This is a genomic window from Flavobacterium sp. (genome assembly GCF_024710485.1).
Classification (GTDB): domain Bacteria; phylum Bacteroidota; class Bacteroidia; order Flavobacteriales; family Flavobacteriaceae; genus Flavobacterium.
This window is the reverse complement of record NZ_JANJUQ010000026.1, coordinates 38576-58044: the sequence shown is the minus strand read 5'-3', so window position 1 is coordinate 58044 and position 19469 is coordinate 38576. Positions and strand designations below refer to the sequence as shown.

At 38.8% G+C, this 19469-nt stretch carries 17 protein-coding genes and 1 other RNA gene; 11 read left to right on the top strand and 7 right to left on the bottom strand.

Annotation, left to right across the window (positions count from 1 at the left end; translation table 11 throughout):
- A partial coding sequence (locus Q0M21_RS06460) for a DNA gyrase C-terminal beta-propeller domain-containing protein (protein WP_295335903.1) occupies positions 1 to 633 on the top strand: 633 nt, incomplete at its 5' end.
- A 16-nt stretch (positions 634 to 649) separates the two neighbouring features.
- Entirely contained in the window at positions 650 to 1978 is a 1329-nt protein-coding gene (locus Q0M21_RS06455) for a tetratricopeptide repeat protein (RefSeq protein WP_295335900.1), read from the top strand.
- Between the two features lie 64 nt (positions 1979 to 2042).
- Here Q0M21_RS06455 and lpdA read toward each other — a convergent pair whose 3' ends face one another.
- The 3 genes from lpdA to truA form a co-directional block, all read right to left on the bottom strand.
- Positions 2043 to 3431, bottom strand: a complete 1389-nt coding sequence (gene lpdA, locus Q0M21_RS06450) for a dihydrolipoyl dehydrogenase (protein WP_295335897.1) — start codon at positions 3429 to 3431, stop codon at positions 2043 to 2045.
- Between the two features lie 98 nt (positions 3432 to 3529).
- Entirely contained in the window at positions 3530 to 5284 is a 1755-nt protein-coding gene (locus Q0M21_RS06445; RefSeq protein ID WP_295335894.1) for an ABC transporter ATP-binding protein, read from the bottom strand.
- Position 5285: 1 nt separating this feature from the next.
- Positions 5286 to 6023, bottom strand: coding sequence for a tRNA pseudouridine(38-40) synthase TruA (gene truA / locus Q0M21_RS06440; RefSeq protein ID WP_295335909.1), 738 nt, complete (start codon positions 6021 to 6023; stop codon positions 5286 to 5288).
- Between the two features lie 133 nt (positions 6024 to 6156).
- Here truA and Q0M21_RS06435 point away from each other — a divergent pair, with 133 nt between their 5' ends.
- Positions 6157 to 6651 (top strand): metallophosphoesterase family protein, encoded by a 495-nt coding sequence (locus Q0M21_RS06435; protein WP_295335891.1) that lies wholly within the window; start codon positions 6157 to 6159, stop codon positions 6649 to 6651.
- A 194-nt stretch (positions 6652 to 6845) separates the two neighbouring features.
- Here the strand turns inward: Q0M21_RS06435 and Q0M21_RS06430 are convergent, their stop codons facing one another.
- Positions 6846 to 7256: a DUF4293 family protein gene (locus Q0M21_RS06430; RefSeq protein WP_295335906.1), complete on the bottom strand. Its 411-nt coding sequence runs from the start codon at positions 7254 to 7256 to the stop codon at positions 6846 to 6848.
- A gap of 183 nt (positions 7257 to 7439) precedes the next feature.
- Between Q0M21_RS06430 and rho the strand changes: the two genes are divergently transcribed.
- Together rho and dnaK are read left to right on the top strand one after the other, a co-directional pair.
- Entirely contained in the window at positions 7440 to 9173 is a 1734-nt protein-coding gene (gene rho, locus Q0M21_RS06425; protein WP_295335888.1) for a transcription termination factor Rho, read from the top strand.
- 254 nt (positions 9174 to 9427) lie between these two features.
- Entirely contained in the window at positions 9428 to 11314 is a 1887-nt protein-coding gene (gene dnaK / locus Q0M21_RS06420; protein WP_295335885.1) for a molecular chaperone DnaK, read from the top strand.
- A 76-nt stretch (positions 11315 to 11390) separates the two neighbouring features.
- Here dnaK and Q0M21_RS06415 read toward each other — a convergent pair whose 3' ends face one another.
- Entirely contained in the window at positions 11391 to 12284 is an 894-nt protein-coding gene (locus tag Q0M21_RS06415) for a Brp/Blh family beta-carotene 15,15'-dioxygenase (RefSeq protein ID WP_295335882.1), read from the bottom strand.
- A gap of 113 nt (positions 12285 to 12397) precedes the next feature.
- On the opposite strand from Q0M21_RS06415, the gene Q0M21_RS06410 reads away from it, so the two are divergent.
- Both Q0M21_RS06410 and Q0M21_RS06405 read left to right on the top strand, forming a co-directional pair.
- Positions 12398 to 13123, top strand: coding sequence for a bacteriorhodopsin-like (locus Q0M21_RS06410; protein WP_295335879.1), 726 nt, complete (start codon positions 12398 to 12400; stop codon positions 13121 to 13123).
- Between the two features lie 122 nt (positions 13124 to 13245).
- A complete protein-coding gene (locus Q0M21_RS06405) occupies positions 13246 to 13857 on the top strand; it encodes a hypothetical protein (protein ID WP_295335876.1) in 612 nt (203 codons plus the stop codon).
- Positions 13858 to 13919: 62 nt separating this feature from the next.
- Here the strand turns inward: Q0M21_RS06405 and Q0M21_RS06400 are convergent, their stop codons facing one another.
- The gene (locus Q0M21_RS06400; protein ID WP_295335873.1) at positions 13920 to 14981 is read right to left on the bottom strand and encodes a glutaminyl-peptide cyclotransferase; all 1062 of its coding nucleotides are present in this window, start codon (positions 14979 to 14981) and stop codon (positions 13920 to 13922) included.
- An 85-nt stretch (positions 14982 to 15066) separates the two neighbouring features.
- Here Q0M21_RS06400 and ffs point away from each other — a divergent pair.
- The 4 genes from ffs (at position 15067) to fsa (ending at position 17887) form a co-directional block, all read left to right on the top strand.
- Positions 15067 to 15165: signal recognition particle sRNA small type (gene ffs, locus Q0M21_RS06395), an RNA gene on the top strand.
- 61 nt (positions 15166 to 15226) lie between these two features.
- Positions 15227 to 16225 carry an enolase C-terminal domain-like protein gene (locus Q0M21_RS06390; protein WP_295335870.1) on the top strand — a complete coding sequence of 333 codons (999 nt, stop codon included), beginning with the start codon at positions 15227 to 15229 and terminating at the stop codon, positions 16223 to 16225.
- 64 nt (positions 16226 to 16289) lie between these two features.
- Positions 16290 to 17093 (top strand): SDR family oxidoreductase, encoded by an 804-nt coding sequence (locus Q0M21_RS06385; RefSeq protein WP_295335867.1) that lies wholly within the window; start codon positions 16290 to 16292, stop codon positions 17091 to 17093.
- Positions 17094 to 17230: 137 nt separating this feature from the next.
- Complete coding sequence (gene fsa, locus Q0M21_RS06380; protein ID WP_295335864.1) at positions 17231 to 17887, top strand: fructose-6-phosphate aldolase; 657 nt, start codon at positions 17231 to 17233, stop codon at positions 17885 to 17887.
- Between the two features lie 164 nt (positions 17888 to 18051).
- Here fsa and Q0M21_RS06375 read toward each other — a convergent pair whose 3' ends face one another.
- Positions 18052 to 19461 carry a thioredoxin-like domain-containing protein gene (locus Q0M21_RS06375; RefSeq protein WP_295335861.1) on the bottom strand — a complete coding sequence of 470 codons (1410 nt, stop codon included), beginning with the start codon at positions 19459 to 19461 and terminating at the stop codon, positions 18052 to 18054.
- Positions 19462 to 19469 lie beyond the last annotated feature (8 nt).

The following is a 19469-nucleotide window of genomic DNA, read 5'->3' as shown; positions in this document are numbered from 1 at the left end:
GGGCTCCAACTGGCTGCCTCGCTGCCGAATCTGGCCGGCGCCTGTGAGCTGACCGTGTTTGCAAGCCAGGCGCAGATGGCGACTACATGCCATCGGGTGGTGGACGGGTGCATCGAGCTGGGGGCCGGGCCCGGAACAGCTTCCGGTGTACGCGGCATTACCTTAGCCGATGACAAGGATGAAGTGATTGGTATGGTTTCTGTAAACAAAGAAGACATCAATGAGACCCAATTGTTAGTAGTAACTGAAAATGGATACGGTAAGCGTACCAAATTGGTTGATGATGATGGAGAAGATGTATACCGAATCACCAACCGCGGTGGAAAAGGAGTGAAAACCCTGAATATCACCGAAAAAACCGGAGCGTTGATTTCAATTAACGCCGTAACGGATATGGACGACTTGATGATTATCAACAAATCAGGTTTAACCATCCGTATGGAAGTCTCTGATTTAAGGGTAATGGGAAGAGCTACGCAGGGTGTTCGTTTGATCAACATCAAAGGTAACGACTCTATCGCAGCCGTAACTAAAGTAATGAAAGAAGAAGAATCTGATGAAGATACCGATGCTGACATCAATGGTGTTAATGAAGGTGATACTTCAACAGAAACTTCTGCTTCTGAAGAATAATTTAAATTAATACCACATGAAAATTAAACACATTGTATTGGCTTCGGCCATGATGGTTTCTTTTTCAACTTTGGCTCAAAAAGACGAGTTGAAAGGATTGAAAAAGATTTACGAAAAACAGACTTTAAGCGATAAAGATATTGTTGAATACAAAGCAACATTGGTAAAAGCAGAACCACTAATGGGAGCGGCCACTGAATCGGATAAAGTTTATTTTGACTACTATAAGGCGATTACACCTTATCTGGAAATGAAGTTAGGCATGACAAAGCCTGAAAATGCCAATAACAATCAATTAGCAGCCAAATATTTTACTCCGGAAAATATAGCCGGTATTGCTAAAAACGTGAATGATGTTAAAGATTTTGAGAAAAAATCAGGCAAAGCTATATTGACTAAATCTATTGATGATGCATTATCATTGTCAAAACCGTCTTTAGTCAATTATGCGGTTGTTTTAGGAAATGAGAAAAAGTATAAAGAAGCTGCCAGCGTTTTATATTCTGTTTATCAAATGGATAAAAATGATGCTGACAAATTGTTCTATGCCGCCAGTTTTGCGGTAAATGGAGGAGATTATGATAGTGCTTTGGCTTACTATTATGAATTAAAGAAAATCAATTACACCGGTGAGACAACCCTTTTTTGGGCAATGAATAAGACTTCAAAACAAGAAGAAACATTCAACAGTAAGGCTGAGCGTGATTTATTTATCAAATCAGGCTCACACGAAAAACCAAGAGATGAGAAAACTACTTCTAAAAGAGGTGAAATTTACAAAAATATTGCACTGATTTTGGTTGAAAAGGGTAAAGTTGAAGAAGCCAAAGCCGCAGTAGCTGAGGCTCGTTTGGCTAATCCGGATGACACTAATTTGATTTTAACAGAAGCTGATTTATACCTAAAAGTTAAAGATTTCGACACTTATACGAAGTTGGTTAATCAGGCTTTAGACAATAATCCCAACAATGTGGATTTAGTCTATAATTTAGGAGTTATTGCCGCTAATGCAAATAAAATTGAAGAAGCTGAGAAGTACTATAAAAGAGCTTTGCAGATTAATCCGAATTATTACAATGCCAATTTTAATCTTGCAGAGTTGATGTTGAGAGCCGACGAGAAGTTTGTTACAGAGATGAATAAGTTAGGTACTTCTGAAAAAGACAACAAGCGCTACGCAGCTTTAAAAGCCGATCGTGAGAAAAACTTCTCTGCTTTATTGCCTTATTTGGAGAAAGCCTATGAGTTGCAACCGGATAATGAAGCTGCTAAGAAAACATTAATGAGTGTTTATAATGCTCTTGAAATGACAGACAAATACAAAGCTTTGAAAGCAAAACAGTAATTATGTTTACCAATAAAAAAACCATCCGAATAGGATGGTTTTTTTATGCTTTATAGTTTCGGAATTACAAGTGAATCACTTCTCCATAAGCGTCGGCAACCGCTTCCATCACCGCTTCACTCATCGTTGGATGCGGATGAACTGCTTTCAAGATTTCATGACCTGTAGTTTCTAATTTACGTGCTACTACAGCTTCAGCTATCATATCGGTTACACCGGCGCCAATCATATGACAACCTAACCATTCGCCATATTTGGCATCAAAAATAACTTTTACAAAACCATCTGGAGTTCCGGCAGCTTTGGCTTTTCCTGAAGCTGTGAACGGGAATTTACCGATCTTTAATTCATAACCTTTTTCCTTAGCTGCTTTTTCAGTCAAACCTACTGAAGCAATTTCAGGTGTAGCATAAGTACAACCCGGAATGTTACCGTAATCTAAAGGTTCAACGTGTAAACCGGCGATTTTTTCCACACACAAAATACCTTCTGCAGAAGCTACGTGCGCTAAAGCTTGCCCCGGAGTTACATCACCAATAGCATAATAACCGGATACATTGGTTTGATAGTATTCGTTCACCAAGATTTTATCCTTATCTGTTTTGATACCGGTTTCTTCTAATCCGATGTTTTCGATGTTGGTTTTAATACCTACCGCCGATAATAAGACGTCAGCTTCCAAAACTTCTTCGCCTTTAGCCGTTTTTACAAAAGCTTTTACACCATTTCCGGTGGTATCGATTTTTTCAACAGAAGAATTGGTCATTACATTGATACCGGATTTTTTCAACGAACGCTCAAATTGTTTTGAGATGTCTTCGTCTTCTACCGGAACTACATTCGGCATAAACTCAACGATAGTAACTTCTGTTCCCATCGAATTGTAAAAATGCGCGAATTCTACACCAATGGCACCGGAACCAACTACAATCATTTTTTTCGGCTGACTTGGTAAAGTCATCGCCTGACGGTAACCAATTACTTTTACGCCGTCTTGCGGTAAGTTGGGTAATTCTCTGGAACGAGCACCGGTAGCAATAATAATATGATCGGCACTGTATTCGGTTACTTTACCATCGGCAGCAGTAACTGCTACTTTTTTGCCTGGTTTTACTTTACCGAAACCATCAATAACGTCAATTTTGTTTTTCTTCATTAAGAATTGAACACCTTTACTCATACCATCAGCTACACTGCGGGAACGAGCAATTACGGCATTGAAATCTTTATCAAATTCCTTTACGGTTAAACCGTAATCGGAAGCATGTTTTAGGTAGTCAAAAACCTGAGCCGATTTCAACAACGCTTTGGTTGGAATACAACCCCAATTCAAACAAATACCACCTAGGTTTTCTTTTTCAATTACGGCTACTTTAAAACCCAATTGCGAAGCACGAATGGCCGTAACATAACCGCCGGGACCACTTCCTAAAACAATAATATCGTATTTCATTTTTAAAAAGATTATTTTAAATTGATTAAATGCAGTCAAACATGACGGCATTTTTGAATTATTTTGAGATTGCGAATTTAAGGATTTATTTTGAAAACTTAGCCTTCCACGGCAAACTGTGAATCGTATAAATTTTTGTAATAGCCTTGAGTGCGATTAATTAATTCTTGGTGTGTGCCTTCTTCTACAATTTGACCTTTGTCCATTACAATAATTTTATCGGCATTAACAATGGTGGCCAAACGGTGCGCAATAATGATAGAGGTTCTCCCTTTAGTGATTCGTTCCGTTGCCTTTTGAATCAATTCCTCGCTGTAAGTATCGATAGACGAAGTAGCTTCATCCAGAATCAAAATACTCGGGTTGTTCACATAAGCTCTGAGGAAAGCAATCAATTGTCGCTGACCCGAAGACAACATCACTCCACGTTCTTTCACATCGTAATCGTAACCGCCGGGTAAGGTTTTGATAAACTTATGCACGCCGATTTTCTTGGCAGCTTCAATCACTTCTTCTCGACTGATATTCGGATTGTTGAGCGTGATATTATTGTGAATGGTGTCAGCAAACAAAAAGACATCTTGTAATACGATGGCAATTTGTTGGCGCAAACTTTCCAATTGAAATTCGTTGATGTTTTCTTCGTCAATATAAATAGCACCGGAATTGATTTCGTAAAAACGATTCAATAAGTTGATGATGGTTGATTTTCCGGCTCCGGTAGCACCAACAATGGCAATGGTTTCACCTTCGTTGACTGTAAGATTGATGCCTTTCAACACGTTTTCTTTATCGTTATAACTGAAAACTACGCTTTCAAAACGAATATTACCTTTCAGATGTGAAGCGATAACTGTTCCGTCTTTTTGAACATCTTTATCAGAATCTAAAATGTCGAACACACGATTGGCTGCGATCATTCCCATTTGCATCTCGTTGAATTTATCAGCAATTTGACGCAAAGGGTTGAACAACATACCAATAAACATCGTATACGAAAACAAATCCCCGAAAGTGGTGAATTTATCACCGTCCAAAATATGAAAACCACCGTATAAAATGACTGCTCCTAAGGTTAACGACGAGATAATATCGGCAATAGGGAAGAAGATGGAGTTGTATAAAATGGTTTTAATCCAAGCTTTGTTGTGCTTCTGATTGATGTCTTTGAACTTTTCGAATTCGATGGCTTCTCGGTTAAAGAGTTGCACAATTTTCATCCCGGTAACACGCTCTTGCACAAAGGTATTCATATTAGCTACCTGATTGCGAACTTCCTCAAAAGCGATTTGCATTTTTCGTTGGAAGATACGAGTAATATAGACCAAAACCGGCATCGCTAAAATCACAATCCAGGTCAGTCGCCAATTCATATAGAACATAAATACCAAAACCACCAACATTTTCAGCAAATCACTGATAATCATGAATAATCCCTGGCTGAAAATGCGGGCAATTTGTTCAATATCGGATACGGAACGCGTTACTAGTTGTCCCACCGGAGCGTGATCAAAATACTTCATCCTGAAACTCAGCATATGCTTGAACAGTTTGGTTCGGATGTCTTTAATGATGTCTTGTCCGAGCCAATTCGCCCAATACACAAAGTAAAACTGCGACAATGTCTCCAAAAGCAAAACAACACCCATGATAGTGATGTAGAATAACAACCCGTGTTCGTCTTTGGGTGCTATGTATTCATCTACGGTTTGCTTTAGTAAATAAGGGCGAAGTGCCGCAAAAACCGAAAGTAAAATAGCAAACAGCACCACACCGTAATACCTTTTTTTATAAGGCTTGGTGTACTTTAATATGCGTTTGAATAAATTAGTATCGAAAGCTTTTGCTTGCATTTTATGGTATATAGTCGTATTCTATTTGGGTTAAGTAGAGGCCGTGTGCCGGTACTGAAAATCCTGCCTTTCCGCGGTCTTTGCTTTCAATTATTTTTTCAAAATCGTCCAGATTTATTTTGCCTAAACCTACATTAATCATAGTGCCTACGATAGCTCGCACCATATTGCGCAAAAAGCGATCGGCTGAGATGGTAAAGACTATTTTTGTGCCGTTTTGTTGCCAATGCGCCTCAAAAATAACACAATTAAACGTTCTGACATCGGAATGGGTTTTGGAAAAGCATTCGAAATCGTTGTGTTGGAACAAAATCCGGCAGGCTTCGTTCATTTTAGTAATATCAATCGGTAATTGGTGTAACCAACTACCATCGGTTTCAAACGCATCTTTAAAGGTGTGAATGTGGTATTCGTAAGTTCTTTTGGTCGCGTCAAATCGGGCATGAGCGTCATCAGCTACCGGAATGAGTTTGTAAACTACAATGTCTTTCGGAAGGTAGGAATTGAGTTTGTGCACCAATTTCGGTCCGTCGATTTCCGTTTCATAATCAAAGTGGGCGTACATTTTTTTAGCATGTACACCGGTATCGGTACGGCCGGCACCAACAACATCAATGTCTTTCTTCAGCAAAACTGATAAGGCTTTGTTCAGGGTTTCTTGTACGGATATGGCATCGGGTTGGTATTGCCATCCGTGGTAGTTGGTTCCTCTGTATGCTAATTCAATAAAATATCTCAAGTTTGACTGGCCTAAATTTTGAGGTGTAAAGGTACAAAGGATTTTAAATTTGATGTTTAAAGTTTTCATAATTTCGTTACTTATATTTGCAACCTCAGTACCTTAGTGTCTTAGAACCTTAGTCCCTTTTACTTTGAAAAAAATCCTCATCCTTTCCGATACCCACAGTCATATAGACGAATCCATCTTAAAATACGTTCGTTTAGCCGATGAAGTTTGGCATGCCGGTGATATAGGCGATTTGAAAGTAACCGATGCCATTAAAACCATCAAGCCTTTGCGTGCTGTTTATGGGAATATAGACGACGACAAAGCCCGAATGGATTTTCCGTTGCACAATCGTTTTAGGTGTGAAAGTGTCGATGTTTGGATTACTCATATCGGAGGTTATCCCGGTAAGTACAATCAGGCCATTCGAGCGGAAATACAGCGCAATCCTCCCAAGCTTTTTATTTGCGGACATTCGCACATACTCAAAGTACAATTTGATAAGAGTCTGAATTTACTCCACATGAATCCCGGTGCTTGCGGTATTTACGGCTTTCACCAAGTCAGAACCATGTTGCGCTTTGAAATTGATGGCGATAAAATCCAAAATTTAGAGATTATTGAGTTAGGGAAGAAGTAGTGTTCTGTAAACGCCTCTGCTACTGGTTTGGCCACAAATTGAACGGATTAAACTGATTTCCACGGATTATTAAATCAGTTTAATCATGTTAACCGTGTGCCATTTTAAAATCAATATCTATGTGGTGAAAATAAAAAACCCGTCTGTTTAACGAGACGGGTTTTTCGCAGCACTAAAAAACTAAGTTTATAGGTTTATCGCAATCGATCCACAGATTTTACAAGATCTTCATCCTTTTTGATGGCTTTGTTGGCCAAAACCAAGAATACGATAGAAAAAATAGGTAAGAACATCCCAACACCTTTCTCAGGAACAGCAGTAGTTCCTCCAGATGCACTTAGTGTTCGATACACAAATAATCCTAATAAAATTAAATTCAATATGATATTCAATCTGCCCATTACAAATTGATGTTGTCTTTTATTGTGTGATAAAATGCTTAGTAACGAAAGCGTAGTGCTTAAGCCAAACAAACTCACATATACAATATCCGCCGCAAAATAAAACGGTTGTTCTGCTACCGTCCACAACGGAAACAAGAAAGGCAATACTCCTGTAATAAGTAAGCTGGCGATTAAATAATAAGTTTGTACTCTAAACATAATCTTGAAATAGGTGCACAAAAATAAAGTTTCTTTTTAAAAAAATACTATTGCATGCTAAAATATTATTTGTATTATTGCAATGCAAATCCGCAAGTACTTCATCTTCGGATGTTTCTATACCATTTTTCTACCCACATTTTTTAGTATTTTCCTGAAAATATAATTTTATTCACAACACTATCGATGTTTGATATTTCCGCCTTAAAAGAAATGAAGCTTACGGAGCTTCAAGAAATAGCCAAGTTGGCTAAAACCATTAAAGTTGCCGGTGCCAAAAAAGACGTATTGATTGCGCAGATTTTAGAGCACCAAAACAAAACTGCTGCCCAAGAAAATCCCTCGGAACCCGGAGCGCCAAAAACCAAAGAGACCAAATCTAAACGAGCGCGCATCACAGCAACATCCAAAGAGCCAGATACCACTTCAACCGATTTGTTCTCCCAAGAGACAGCACCAACAGCAGTAGCCGAAGAAAAACCGGCCTTCGAAGGCAAAAAAAACAAGTTTAAAAAGCCTTTTGAAAAGAAAAACAACCCAAGACAAAATAACAGTTCTGACGAATCAGAAGTAATTCTTTCAGAACAAGCCGCAACGGCTCCTGTAACAGAAGACCAAGCTACCGAAAATCAAGCCAAGCCTTCTCCCGAAGAACACCGTCAACACCGACACAAAAATCAAAATTCTTCTCAAAATACAGCCGACAGTTCTTCGAATAAACCGCAAAACAACGGTAACGGCAATCCAAATAACCCTAACTTCAAAGGAAAAAAACAAAATAACTTTCGTGATGCCGATTATGAATTTGACGGTATCATTGAAAGCGAAGGCGTTTTGGAAATGATGCCAGACGGTTACGGCTTTTTGCGTTCTTCCGATTACAACTATTTGGCGTCGCCGGATGATATTTATTTGTCAACTTCCCAAATCCGATTATTCGGTTTGAAAACCGGAGATACCGTAAAAGGAGTAGTGCGTCCACCTAAAGAAGGAGAGAAGTTTTTCCCGTTGGTTAAAGTGTTAAAGATTAACGGTCACGACCCACAAGTGGTGAGAGACCGTGTGTCGTTCGAACATTTAACACCGATTTTCCCAAAAGAAAAATTCAACATCGCCGATAAACAAGCCAGTGTTTCTACCCGCGTAATGGATTTGTTTTCCCCAATCGGAAAAGGCCAACGCGGTATGATTGTAGCACAGCCGAAAACCGGTAAAACCATGTTGTTGAAAGATATTGCCAACGCTATTGCCGCCAATCATCCCGAAGTATATTTAATTGTATTGCTTATTGATGAGCGTCCGGAAGAGGTAACCGACATGCAACGCAGTGTTCGAGGTGAAGTGATTGCATCTACCTTCGACAGAGAACCATCGGAACACGTAAAAATCGCCAATATTGTGTTGGAAAAATCCAAGCGTTTGGTAGAATGTGGTCACGATGTAGTAATTTTACTGGATTCAATTACGCGTTTGGCACGTGCTTACAACACAGTACAGCCTGCCTCTGGTAAAGTATTGTCGGGTGGAGTGGATGCCAACGCCTTACAAAAACCAAAACGTTTCTTTGGTGCGGCTCGTAACGTAGAAAACGGAGGTTCGTTGAGTATTATCGCCACCGCCTTAACCGAAACCGGTTCTAAAATGGACGAAGTAATCTTTGAAGAATTTAAAGGTACCGGTAACATGGAGTTACAATTGGACAGAAAAATTGCCAACCGCCGAATTTTCCCGGCTATCGATTTGACTTCTTCCAGCACACGTCGCGACGATTTATTGTTAGACGAGAAAACGCTACAACGCATGTGGATATTGCGCAAGTTCCTGGCCGATATGAATCCGGTAGAAGCTATGGATACCATTAATGATAAGATTAAGAAAACCCGAAATAACGATGAGTTCTTGATTTCGATGAACGATTAAATAGAAAATCCCAACTTAACAGTTGGGATTTTTTTTTGGTTCAAAGGTAATGCTCGACCGTCATAACTTCGTACTTCTAACTTCTAACTTCGTACTTAAAATGTCATCTTGTCAGCAAAATTCTTGAAAAACTGACAATTTATGTCCAATTCTCACATGGCATAATAGTTGTCTTTTCGGAAACCGTACAACACAAAGTACTATTCACTCGTAGAGGAATAATCAAAAAATAAACAAAAAAAGGAGAAAATAAAATGGGAAAAATTATTGGTATCGACTTAGGTACAACCAACTCTTGTGTGGCCGTTATGGAAGGTGGAGAACCGGTAGTAATTGCTAACGCGGAAGGAAAAAGAACAACACCATCTGTAATCGCTTTCGTAGAAGGCGGTGAGATTAAAGTAGGTGATCCTGCTAAAAGACAAGCAGTGACCAATCCAACCAAAACCATAGCGTCTATCAAACGTTTCATGGGTAACAAGTATACTGAAAGTGCTAAAGAAGCTTCAACAGTAGCTTACAAAGTGGTAAAAGGCGACAACGACACGCCACGTGTAGACATCGACGGTCGTTTGTACACTCCACAAGAATTGTCAGCGATGACACTTCAAAAAATGAAAAAAACAGCCGAAGATTATTTGGGTCAAGCAGTAACGGAAGCTGTAATTACGGTTCCGGCTTACTTCAATGACGCCCAACGTCAGGCTACCAAAGAAGCCGGTGAAATCGCTGGTTTAAAAGTAATGCGTATCATCAACGAGCCTACGGCAGCAGCATTGGCTTACGGATTAGATAAAGCAGGAAAAGACCAAAAAATTGCGGTATACGACTTAGGTGGAGGTACTTTCGATATCTCTGTCTTAGAGTTAGGCGATGGTGTATTCGAAGTATTGTCAACTAACGGTGATACACACTTGGGTGGAGACGATTTCGACCAAGTAATCATCGACTGGATGGCGAATGAATTCAACAGCGAAGAAGGTGTTGATTTACGCAAAGATCCAATGGCATTGCAACGTTTAAAAGAAGCCGCTGAAAAAGCTAAAATCGAGTTGTCTTCTTCAACACAAACCGAAATCAACTTGCCTTATGTTACGGCTACTGCTACAGGTCCTAAACACTTGGTAAAAACTCTAACTCGTGCTAAATTCGAACAATTGGCAGAAAGCTTGGTAAAACGTTCTATGGAACCGGTAGCCAAAGCATTAAAAGATGCCGGTTTATCAACTTCTGATATCGACGAAGTAATCTTAGTAGGAGGATCTACCAGAATGCCGGTAATCCAAGAGCAGGTAGAGAAATTCTTCGGAAAAAAACCTTCTAAAGGAGTAAACCCGGATGAAGTAGTGGCCATTGGCGCTGCTATCCAAGGGGGTGTTTTAACCGGAGATGTTAAAGATGTATTGTTGCTTGACGTTACACCGTTATCATTAGGAATTGAAACTATGGGTAATGTGATGACTAAATTAATCGAGTCCAACACTACCATTCCAACTAAGAAATCGCAAGTGTTCTCTACAGCAGCAGATAACCAACCAAGTGTAGAAATCCATGTGTTGCAAGGAGAAAGAACTATGGCGGCTGACAACAAAACCATCGGACGTTTCCACTTAGACGGAATTCCGCCGGCCCCGAGAGGTGTGCCTCAAATTGAAGTGACTTTCGATATCGATGCTAATGGTATCATCAAAGTATCGGCTACCGATAAAGGTACCGGAAAATCACACGACATTCGTATCGAGGCGTCTTCAGGTTTAACTCCGGAAGAAATCGAAAGAATGAAGAAAGATGCTGAAATGAACGCTGAAAACGACCGTTTGGCCAAAGAAAAAGCCGATAAGTTAAACGAAGCCGACAGCATGATTTTCCAAACGGAGAAACAGTTGGGTGAATTCGGAGATAAATTATCCGAAGGGAACAAAACGGCTATTCAAACCGCTTTAGACGAGTTGAAAAAAGCATATGAAACTAAGGATGTTGCAACCATTCAACCGGCTTTAGACAAAATCAACGAAGCGTGGAAAAATGCTTCCGAAGAAATGTACAAAGCCCAAGGTGAAGGTCAAGCGCAAGAAGCACAACCACAAGCCGAAACGCAAGGCGATAACACTCAGGATGTAGAATTCGAGGAAGTGAAGTAACCGGAGGCGCGTTGGCCTTTTATAAATAGAAATACGAAGTAAACCGAGTCAGTAATGGCTCGGTTTTTTTATGCAATCAATTTTCTTTGATTCGGTTTTGCATCTTCATAATGACCAAAACATGAGGAAAAGTAATGGCTGCCAGAAAGGAAAAAAACAAGGCGGTAAAAACGGCTTCTTTTCTAAACAAAAAGTAGAGTAGTGCAATGCCTGTTACCGAAACAAACCAATACAAAAATGCCGCTTTAAAATACTGTACAAAGTTTTGAAAACTATATTGTCCGTATAAAAAGCAAATTTGATCTTTAATAGAAGGTAAACTATGCCAAATAATAAAGTATATCGCAAAAGCCCAAATCAGATTTGAGTTTCTGAATATAATGGTAAATAGTATCAGGTAGACGAGGTTAACCGGTAGTTGGTTTTTGAAAATAGTATTTTTCCACAGCATAACTAAACTGAATGCAATTAATAGCAGTCCGTTAAACTGCAGTAAATAAGTAAAATTAAATGCTTTTATCGGACTGTGAATAATTTCTCCTATAATCACAGTAACCTCTTTTTGATGAAAATAAAATAGTAGCGCAAAAATGAACAGTCCATATACCAATTGAAACAATGATATGATTGGTGAATTTTTTTCGGTGGATAGTTGGTTCCAATGTTGCTCTCCAAAATGATAAGCACTGACTAATATGAAGATCACTAATGCCCATTCGGGTAATAAATAGAATAATAATACTCCGGTTGTCACAAAAGTGAGATAGTAAACCAGTATTTTTCTGTAATTATTAACAGATTTTTCGTTCTTAATTTTTGAAATTAATCGTAAATCATTAGCGCCATGTAGTATTCCGAATAAGAATATAATTACAAAACCCGTAATTTGTTGATATTCAACAGAAAAATACGTGGCAATCCACAAAGCAAAAAAACTCAATACGATGCCTATATTGTTAGAATTTGTCATTTTTTGAGTGATTTATTTTGTTTAAAGATAAAAAAATAAAGTTAAACAGAATTATTTTTATTGTTTAATCTTTTTTAAATTTGATTGAACAAAATTCTAAAACCTTATTTATTATGACAAATTTATTATTTTCTATTCCACTCATCTCTAAGATGTTGCCAACCGACTACGTTGGTTTTACCTTTTTTATCGGATGTATGGCCATGATGGCTGCATCAGCATTTTTCTTTTTGTCACTCAGTCAATTCGACAAGAAGTGGCGAGTTTCAGTATTGGTTTCCGGTTTAATTACGTTCATTGCCGCAGTTCATTACTTTTACATGAGAGATTACTGGGCCAGCTTCGGAGAGTCACCCACTTTCTTCCGTTATGTAGACTGGGTTTTAACAGTGCCTTTAATGTGTTTGGAGTTTTATTTGATTCTGAAAATCGCAGGAGCCAAACAGTCGTTGTTATGGAAAATGATTGTGTACTCTTTGGTAATGTTAGTAACCGGTTACTTCGGAGAAGCTGTTGATCCTACCAACGCATGGTTATGGGGATTGGTTTCAGGAGTAGCTTACTTTGCTATTGTCTATGAAATTTGGTTGGGCGAAGCTTCTAAATTGGCTAAGGCTGCCGGAGGTGAAGTATTGTCCGCTCACAAAATCTTATGCTGGTTCGTATTAGTAGGTTGGGCCATTTATCCGTTAGGATACATGTTAGGAACTGAAGGATGGTATACAAGCCTTTTAGGAAAAGGGAATGTTGATGTTGCTTATAACATTGCTGATGCTATCAACAAAATCGGATTCGGTTTAGTGATTTATAACTTGGCAGTAAAATCAACCAAAGATTAGTTTTAGTTTCTTGATTAGAAAAGCCGACTTGTTATCGTTTTCAAGTCGGCTTTTTTATTTAACACAACCCAAAATGAATATTTTGTATATTGGTTACCGAATTCCTAACCAAAACAACACTTATGAAAAAAATTGTGATTTTTACTTTTATGGCTTTGTTGAGTCTTAACGCTTACAGTCAGAAAAAGACCCGAGGCGAAACCGAACGGAGCCGAGCTAAAACAACTGCCAAATCAACCGCTACAGCCGGATTAGCCAAAGCGGATAACCTGGTAGTCGAAATTAAAAAAGGGAATTTCCAACTCACGATCAACGAAAACGGTAAAGAAAAAGACGCTGTTATCGTCAAACCGGCGGATGCCAATTTCAAGCCTACCAATTGTAAATTGATCGCTCTAACCGCCTCTGGAGCCAAATTGTACTTGCTCACTTGGACGGAAGTGACCCAACAAAAATCTGATTTAAAAACAGAAGACATTACCACCAATTTTAGTGTGATTTATGAGATAACGTCAAAAAAACAGGTTTTTTCCAATACCCAAACCAACAGCCATATTATTGAAAAAGTCTTTTTAGACAAAAACAAAACAGCCAGTGAAACCCGCGAAAAAATGCGCAAAGACGGCTTTGAATTGGTTTTAAATCCCGATGGAACGCTCACGCAAAAAGGTAAAAAACAGGATATCAAGTGGGTGTATGATGCCACTAAAATGGAATACGTAGTAAAGAAGTAAATAAGAACCGCTAATTCGCAAACTATCTAAAAGTTTAGTTGCGAATTAGGGGTCAAATCAAACTATTGCGTAACCTTAATTTCAAAAGTTTTATTCCAATTCTTTCCGGTTACAAAAATGGTATTGGTCGATTTTCTATAAGCAATACCATTCAGTACTTCGGCTTCTTGATTGGTGACTTGTGCTCGCAAAGCCGATAAGTCTAATACAGCTTCTATAGCACCGCTGTCAGGATTAATAACGGCAATAGCATCTTTCTGCCAAATATTACCGTAAATTTTGCCGTTTATCCACTCCAATTCGTTTACACTTTTAATTTTACTGTCGTTGGTATAAACATTAATAAAATTGGTCAACTTCAACGTTTCAGGATCTAAAGTCCAAATCTTTTCAGTACCGTCCGAGTGGTAAATCACTTTATCGTCGTTAGTCATTCCCCAACCTTCAACCGGTTTGTCATACGTAAACGATTTAATTTTTTTCATCGTTTTGGCATCGTAAATAAAACCTTCTTGATGTTGCCAGGTCAACTGATAAATTTTACCGTTGATAACCGTAGTACCTTCACCAAAATACTTTTTGTCCAAACCAACTTGCTTGATGGTTTTACCGGTTTTGTAATCAACTTTGGCCACATACGATAAATAAGGAGTTCCGCTCGGTGAACCGGTGCTTTCGATTAGGGTGTCGTTGTAAAATTCGTATCCTTCGGTAAAGGCATTCACATCATGCGGATAGGTATTCACTACCGTGTATTTCAATAATTTCGGCACTATACCCGAAGCCACCTCGATACGGGTTTTGGTAGAAACAGTATCTTTTTCAAAATACACCAAGGCTTTGATGTTGTGGTAGCCTAATTTTTTTCCGTTCAAGTCGTAAGTAAATTTGCTATTTCCCTTAATACCGGCAATTCTCTCGCCGTTGGCAAAATAGACAACACTGTCAATCGACTTGTTTTCGTTGTTCAATAGGGAGAAATCAACTTTGTCCGTGGCTTGGTACATCGACTTCAACTGACTCTCATCAAAGCTGAAATAATTTTCTTTATCTTGTTGGCTATCGCCGCAACTTACTAGGCTGAGGGCTAAAAATGTGGTTATGAATAGATTATGCAATTTCATTTTTTTTCATGTAATTTTCCCTCACAAATATATTTATTATGGTCTTAAAATATTGCAAAAAATTAAAAAGATTGTATATTTGCACCGGCAAGTCCTACACGACCAGCTCCTACAAAATCCTCCAGGATGGGAACATAGCAAAGGTATGTGGTTGTAGCGGTGCGATGTAGGTCGCTTGCCGTTTTTTTCAAAAAAGAATCCCGTTTGGTTGTTACAGCAAAGCGGGATTTTTTATTTTTACAACCATGATACTACACTGGCAAATAGTCCAACTCCAACTCAAAGAAACCTTTGCCATTGCGTATGGCAATTATACATTTAGAGAAGCTTTGATTGTATCGCTACAAAGTCACGGCGAAAAAGGGTTTGGCGAATGTACTGCCATAGACTATTACGGTATCAACTTAAACGACTTTCAAGCCATTTTAAATCGCCTTCAATCGACGATTGAAAAGCAAAGTATTGTTCATCCGACCGAGTTTTACGCTTTCTTACTCCAACTGGAATTGCCGAGTTTTTTGCGTTCGGCCTTAGATTGTGCTTATTGGGATTTGTTTGGTAAACTCGAAAAACAATCCTTTTTGACACTGAATAAAATCCATTTTAACCAACTCCCGGAATCTTCCATTACTATCAGCGTGGATTCCGTTGAGAAGCAATTGCAAAAAATGGCTCAATCAGATTGGCGTTATTTCAAAGTAAAATGCAATCATTTCAGTGAAAACGACATCCGTAAGCTCTTCGAATCGAATCATAATATAGCTTTAGATTCTAACGGAAGTTTCACAGTCCAAGATTGTCTTTGGTTGGAAAATTATCCAGATGTAGCGCATTTTACTTATCTGGAACAACCCATGAAGAAAGGAGCGGAGCAGTATTCGAATTTGCGTTCCGATGCATTGGCCAATTGGATGGCGGATGAAGACTGTCAAACGAGTGCCGACTTGCACTTATTAGTACCGCACTATCAAAGCATCAACCTCAAATTGGTCAAATGCGGTGGCTTAACGCCTGCTTTAGATATGATTGTACAAGCCCGAAAGCTAGGATTTAAAATCATGATAGGTTGCATGACCGAGTCGACTATAGGCATTTCTGCCGGAGCGGTTTTAGCGCCTTTATGCGACTATGCCGATTTAGACGGCGCCAATTTAATCGCCAACGACATCGCTAAAGGAAGCCATGTTGTAAACGGAACAATTCAGTTAAACGAAAATCCCGGTTTGGGAATCAAAATAATTTAAAAGCATTTATCTTTATAGCATCCAACTATATATATCATATCTAATACCTGAAATCTAATATTTAATGAGCAAAGTAGTTTTAATCACCGGTGGTTCTTCAGGCATAGGAAAGGCCATAGGCGAGTTTTTATTTCACAAAGGATTTACCGTGTACGGTACCAGTAGAAATCCGGAGAAAATAACCAATTCGTTATTTCCTTTGATTGCCTTAGACGTCCGCAATACTGAAAGTATCAAAGAAGCGGTTGCCAAAGTCATTGCTTTGTCCAAACGCCTCGATGTGGTGATTAACAATGCCGGTGTAGGCATTACCGGTCCGATAGAAGAAATCCCTACGGCCGAAATCAAAAACAATTTCGAAACCAATTTTTTTGGCCCGATAGAAGTCATCAAAGCCGTTTTACCGCAAATGCGCGAACAAAATTCAGGTTTAATCATCAACATCACTTCTATCGCAGGGTATATGGGTTTGCCTTACCGCGGCGTGTATTCGGCCTCTAAAGGTGCTTTGGAAATTGTAACCGAAGCCATCAGTATGGAAGTAAAACCTTTCGGCATCAACGTTGTCAATGTGGCACCGGGTGATTTTGCCACCAACATTGCTTCCGGACGCTATCATGCTCCGGTGATTCAGGGTTCGGCTTATGAGGTAACTTATGGCAATACGTTACAACAAATGAACGAACACGTAGACAGCGGCAGCAATCCCAACGAAATGGCCATGGCGATTTACCAAATCATCAACACCCAACAACCGAAACTCCACTACAAAGTTGGCGCCTTCATGCAAAAATTCTCCATCGTTTTAAAACGAGTCTTACCGGATAGGGTTTACGAGCGCATGCTGATGAAGCACTATAAACTTTGAGTCGCTGAGTGCCTTAGTGATTGAGAAGCTGAGAAAAAAAACTCATAAACTTAGTCACTCAGCTACTCAGTAACTTAAAAATAATCGTAATTTTGCACCACTATCATTAAAAACACAACTCTTTTAAATAATACACTATGAAATTTTTTATCGACACAGCCAACTTAAACGAGATTAAAGAAGCCCAAGGTTTGGGTGTTTTGGATGGCGTTACTACCAATCCGTCGTTGATGGCTAAAGAAGGCATCACCGGAAAAAACAACATTTTAAAACATTATGTTGACATTTGTAATATTGTAGATGGCGATGTAAGTGCCGAAGTAATTGCCACCGATTTTGACGGTATGGTAAGAGAAGGCGAGGAGTTGGCCGAATTACACGAGCAAATCGTAGTAAAATTGCCAATGACCAAAGACGGTATCAAAGCTTGTAAATATTTCTCTGACAAAGGCATCAGAACCAATGTAACGTTGGTATTCTCAGCCGGACAAGCCTTATTGGCTGCTAAGGCGGGTGCGACGTACGTTTCTCCATTTTTAGGAAGATTAGATGATATTTCAACCGATGGTTTGAACTTAATCCAGGAAATCAGAGAGATTTATGATAACTACGGTTTTGAAACACAAATCTTAGCCGCTTCTGTACGTCACACCATGCACGTAGTAAACTGTGCTAAAATTGGTGCCGATGTTATGACCGGACCATTGTCATCCATCTTAGGCTTATTAAAACACCCGTTAACCGATATCGGTTTGGCGCAGTTCTTAGCCGATTACGCCAAAGGAAATCAGTAATGAGTAGTTTTCAGCAACTATTATCATAAAAAAAACGTCTCGATTATTCGAGACGTTTTTTTATTGGAGTTGCTGAGTAACTTAGTAACTGAGTGGCTGAGTGGCTTAGAATGTGAGTGTCTAACTCTCTAAGTAATCTAAGAAGTCTAACCAGTCTAACCAATCTATCTCAATTCATCTTCAAAGTTCAATTCAAAAATATTCGTGAACGCATTCTTAATCAATCCTTTGTCGTCTAAAATAATAGTTCGGTGGATTTTAGTGATTACCCATTTCGACTTTAAGTCTTCGAAATCGGCGCAACGCAATTCGGTTATGCCTTTAAACTTATATTTGGACATAATACCTTTCCATTCTGCTTGTGTATCGTTCAAGTTTATACCGACAAATTGGTAGTCCGGATGTTTTTTCTGAAAATCGAGTACTTTTTTGTGTACGGCTTCAAAGTGGGAAACCGCATTAGCTGTCCAGAAGAAAATAACCGTTTTCTTATTGGTGAACGAAGATGAGTGGACTTCTTTTCCGTTGGTATCTAATAGCACTACATTCGGCAGTACCTTCGATTTCTTTAACAATTGTATAGCGTTACCAATTTTGGTAATCTCGTTCTTCTGACTTTTATCGGTGGAAATTTTATGATAAGTAGCCAAGAAGGTTTGATTGTTTACCATATTCTGATCTTCCAATAAATAAGTAAAGGCAATGTTGTTGAGGATAGTATTTTTAACCTTTTCGTTTTTAATTAACGTATCGGCTATGTTCATTTTGTTGATGTTGGTCTTTAAAGCCAAATCTACTTCTGTGTAATGATTGTGGTAATTAATGGCGCCCATATTGTTAAGCATGTGCGACAAATACATCACAAAAGGAGAAAAATCAGAGAGTGCGGCATTGTTGCAATCTACCTTTTTTCGGAAGTCGTAATAATTCTGCGGAATCTTTTCAAAAACATCGTTGCCGGTTCTCATTTTGTGAATAGTTGGATACAACTCTCTTCTGGAATAATAAGGAAAGTCAAGCGCAGCTTTGGCATAAACGTCAAATTCGTCACTCCAATTCAATTCTTGTTTTTTGGTGTTGTAAAACGTCGTAGCCAATTGATAAGAGGAATCTACCGTTTTGGTAAACTCGTCAATATCTTTATCAAAAGCCCCAAAAATGGCATTCTTGTCTTTTTCGGTTTTAAGGTATTGCTCTATTAAAAAGTTGTTCTTTTGATCGCCGCGTCCGCAAAAAATCAACGAATTGTCGAAGTCACGGGTGTTTACACGCACCATCAAACTGTCGTTTTTATCAAAATAAACATATTGGTATTCCGGTTCGTGCTTAAAGGTATACAAACCCGGTGCTAGAGAATCAAACTGTACAAAAAAGCGGTTGTTTTTGTCTAACTTAATCGAATCGATTACTTCATTGTCTTTACAAAAAAGAACGTAGGAACTGTTGGGGTTTACAATCTCTCCGCCAAAGTAAGCCACATAATCATTACTCTTGAATTCGTTTTTGCACGAGCTCAGTAGGGCAAGAATCGGGACAAGAAAAGTAAAAACTTTGAATTGACTGTAGGTATGCATTGGAATGA

Excerpts from the sequence above, each read along its gene's own strand:
- Q0M21_RS06455 (WP_295335900.1), top strand. The coding sequence starts at position 650 with ATGAAAATTAAACACATTGTATTGGCTTCGGCCATGATGGTTTCTTTT.
- lpdA (WP_295335897.1), bottom strand. The coding sequence starts at position 3,431 with ATGAAATACGATATTATTGTTTTAGGAAGTGGTCCCGGCGGTTATGTT.
- Q0M21_RS06445 (WP_295335894.1), bottom strand. The coding sequence starts at position 5,284 with ATGCAAGCAAAAGCTTTCGATACTAATTTATTCAAACGCATATTAAAG.
- rho (WP_295335888.1), top strand. The coding sequence starts at position 7,440 with ATGTTTGATATTTCCGCCTTAAAAGAAATGAAGCTTACGGAGCTTCAA.
- dnaK (WP_295335885.1), top strand. The coding sequence starts at position 9,428 with ATGGGAAAAATTATTGGTATCGACTTAGGTACAACCAACTCTTGTGTG.
- Q0M21_RS06415 (WP_295335882.1), bottom strand. The coding sequence starts at position 12,284 with ATGACAAATTCTAACAATATAGGCATCGTATTGAGTTTTTTTGCTTTG.
- Q0M21_RS06410 (WP_295335879.1), top strand. The coding sequence starts at position 12,398 with ATGACAAATTTATTATTTTCTATTCCACTCATCTCTAAGATGTTGCCA.
- Q0M21_RS06405 (WP_295335876.1), top strand. The coding sequence starts at position 13,246 with ATGAAAAAAATTGTGATTTTTACTTTTATGGCTTTGTTGAGTCTTAAC.
- Q0M21_RS06400 (WP_295335873.1), bottom strand. The coding sequence starts at position 14,981 with ATGAAATTGCATAATCTATTCATAACCACATTTTTAGCCCTCAGCCTA.
- Q0M21_RS06390 (WP_295335870.1), top strand. The coding sequence starts at position 15,227 with ATGATACTACACTGGCAAATAGTCCAACTCCAACTCAAAGAAACCTTT.
- Q0M21_RS06385 (WP_295335867.1), top strand. The coding sequence starts at position 16,290 with ATGAGCAAAGTAGTTTTAATCACCGGTGGTTCTTCAGGCATAGGAAAG.
- fsa (WP_295335864.1), top strand. The coding sequence starts at position 17,231 with ATGAAATTTTTTATCGACACAGCCAACTTAAACGAGATTAAAGAAGCC.
- Q0M21_RS06375 (WP_295335861.1), bottom strand. The coding sequence starts at position 19,461 with ATGCATACCTACAGTCAATTCAAAGTTTTTACTTTTCTTGTCCCGATT.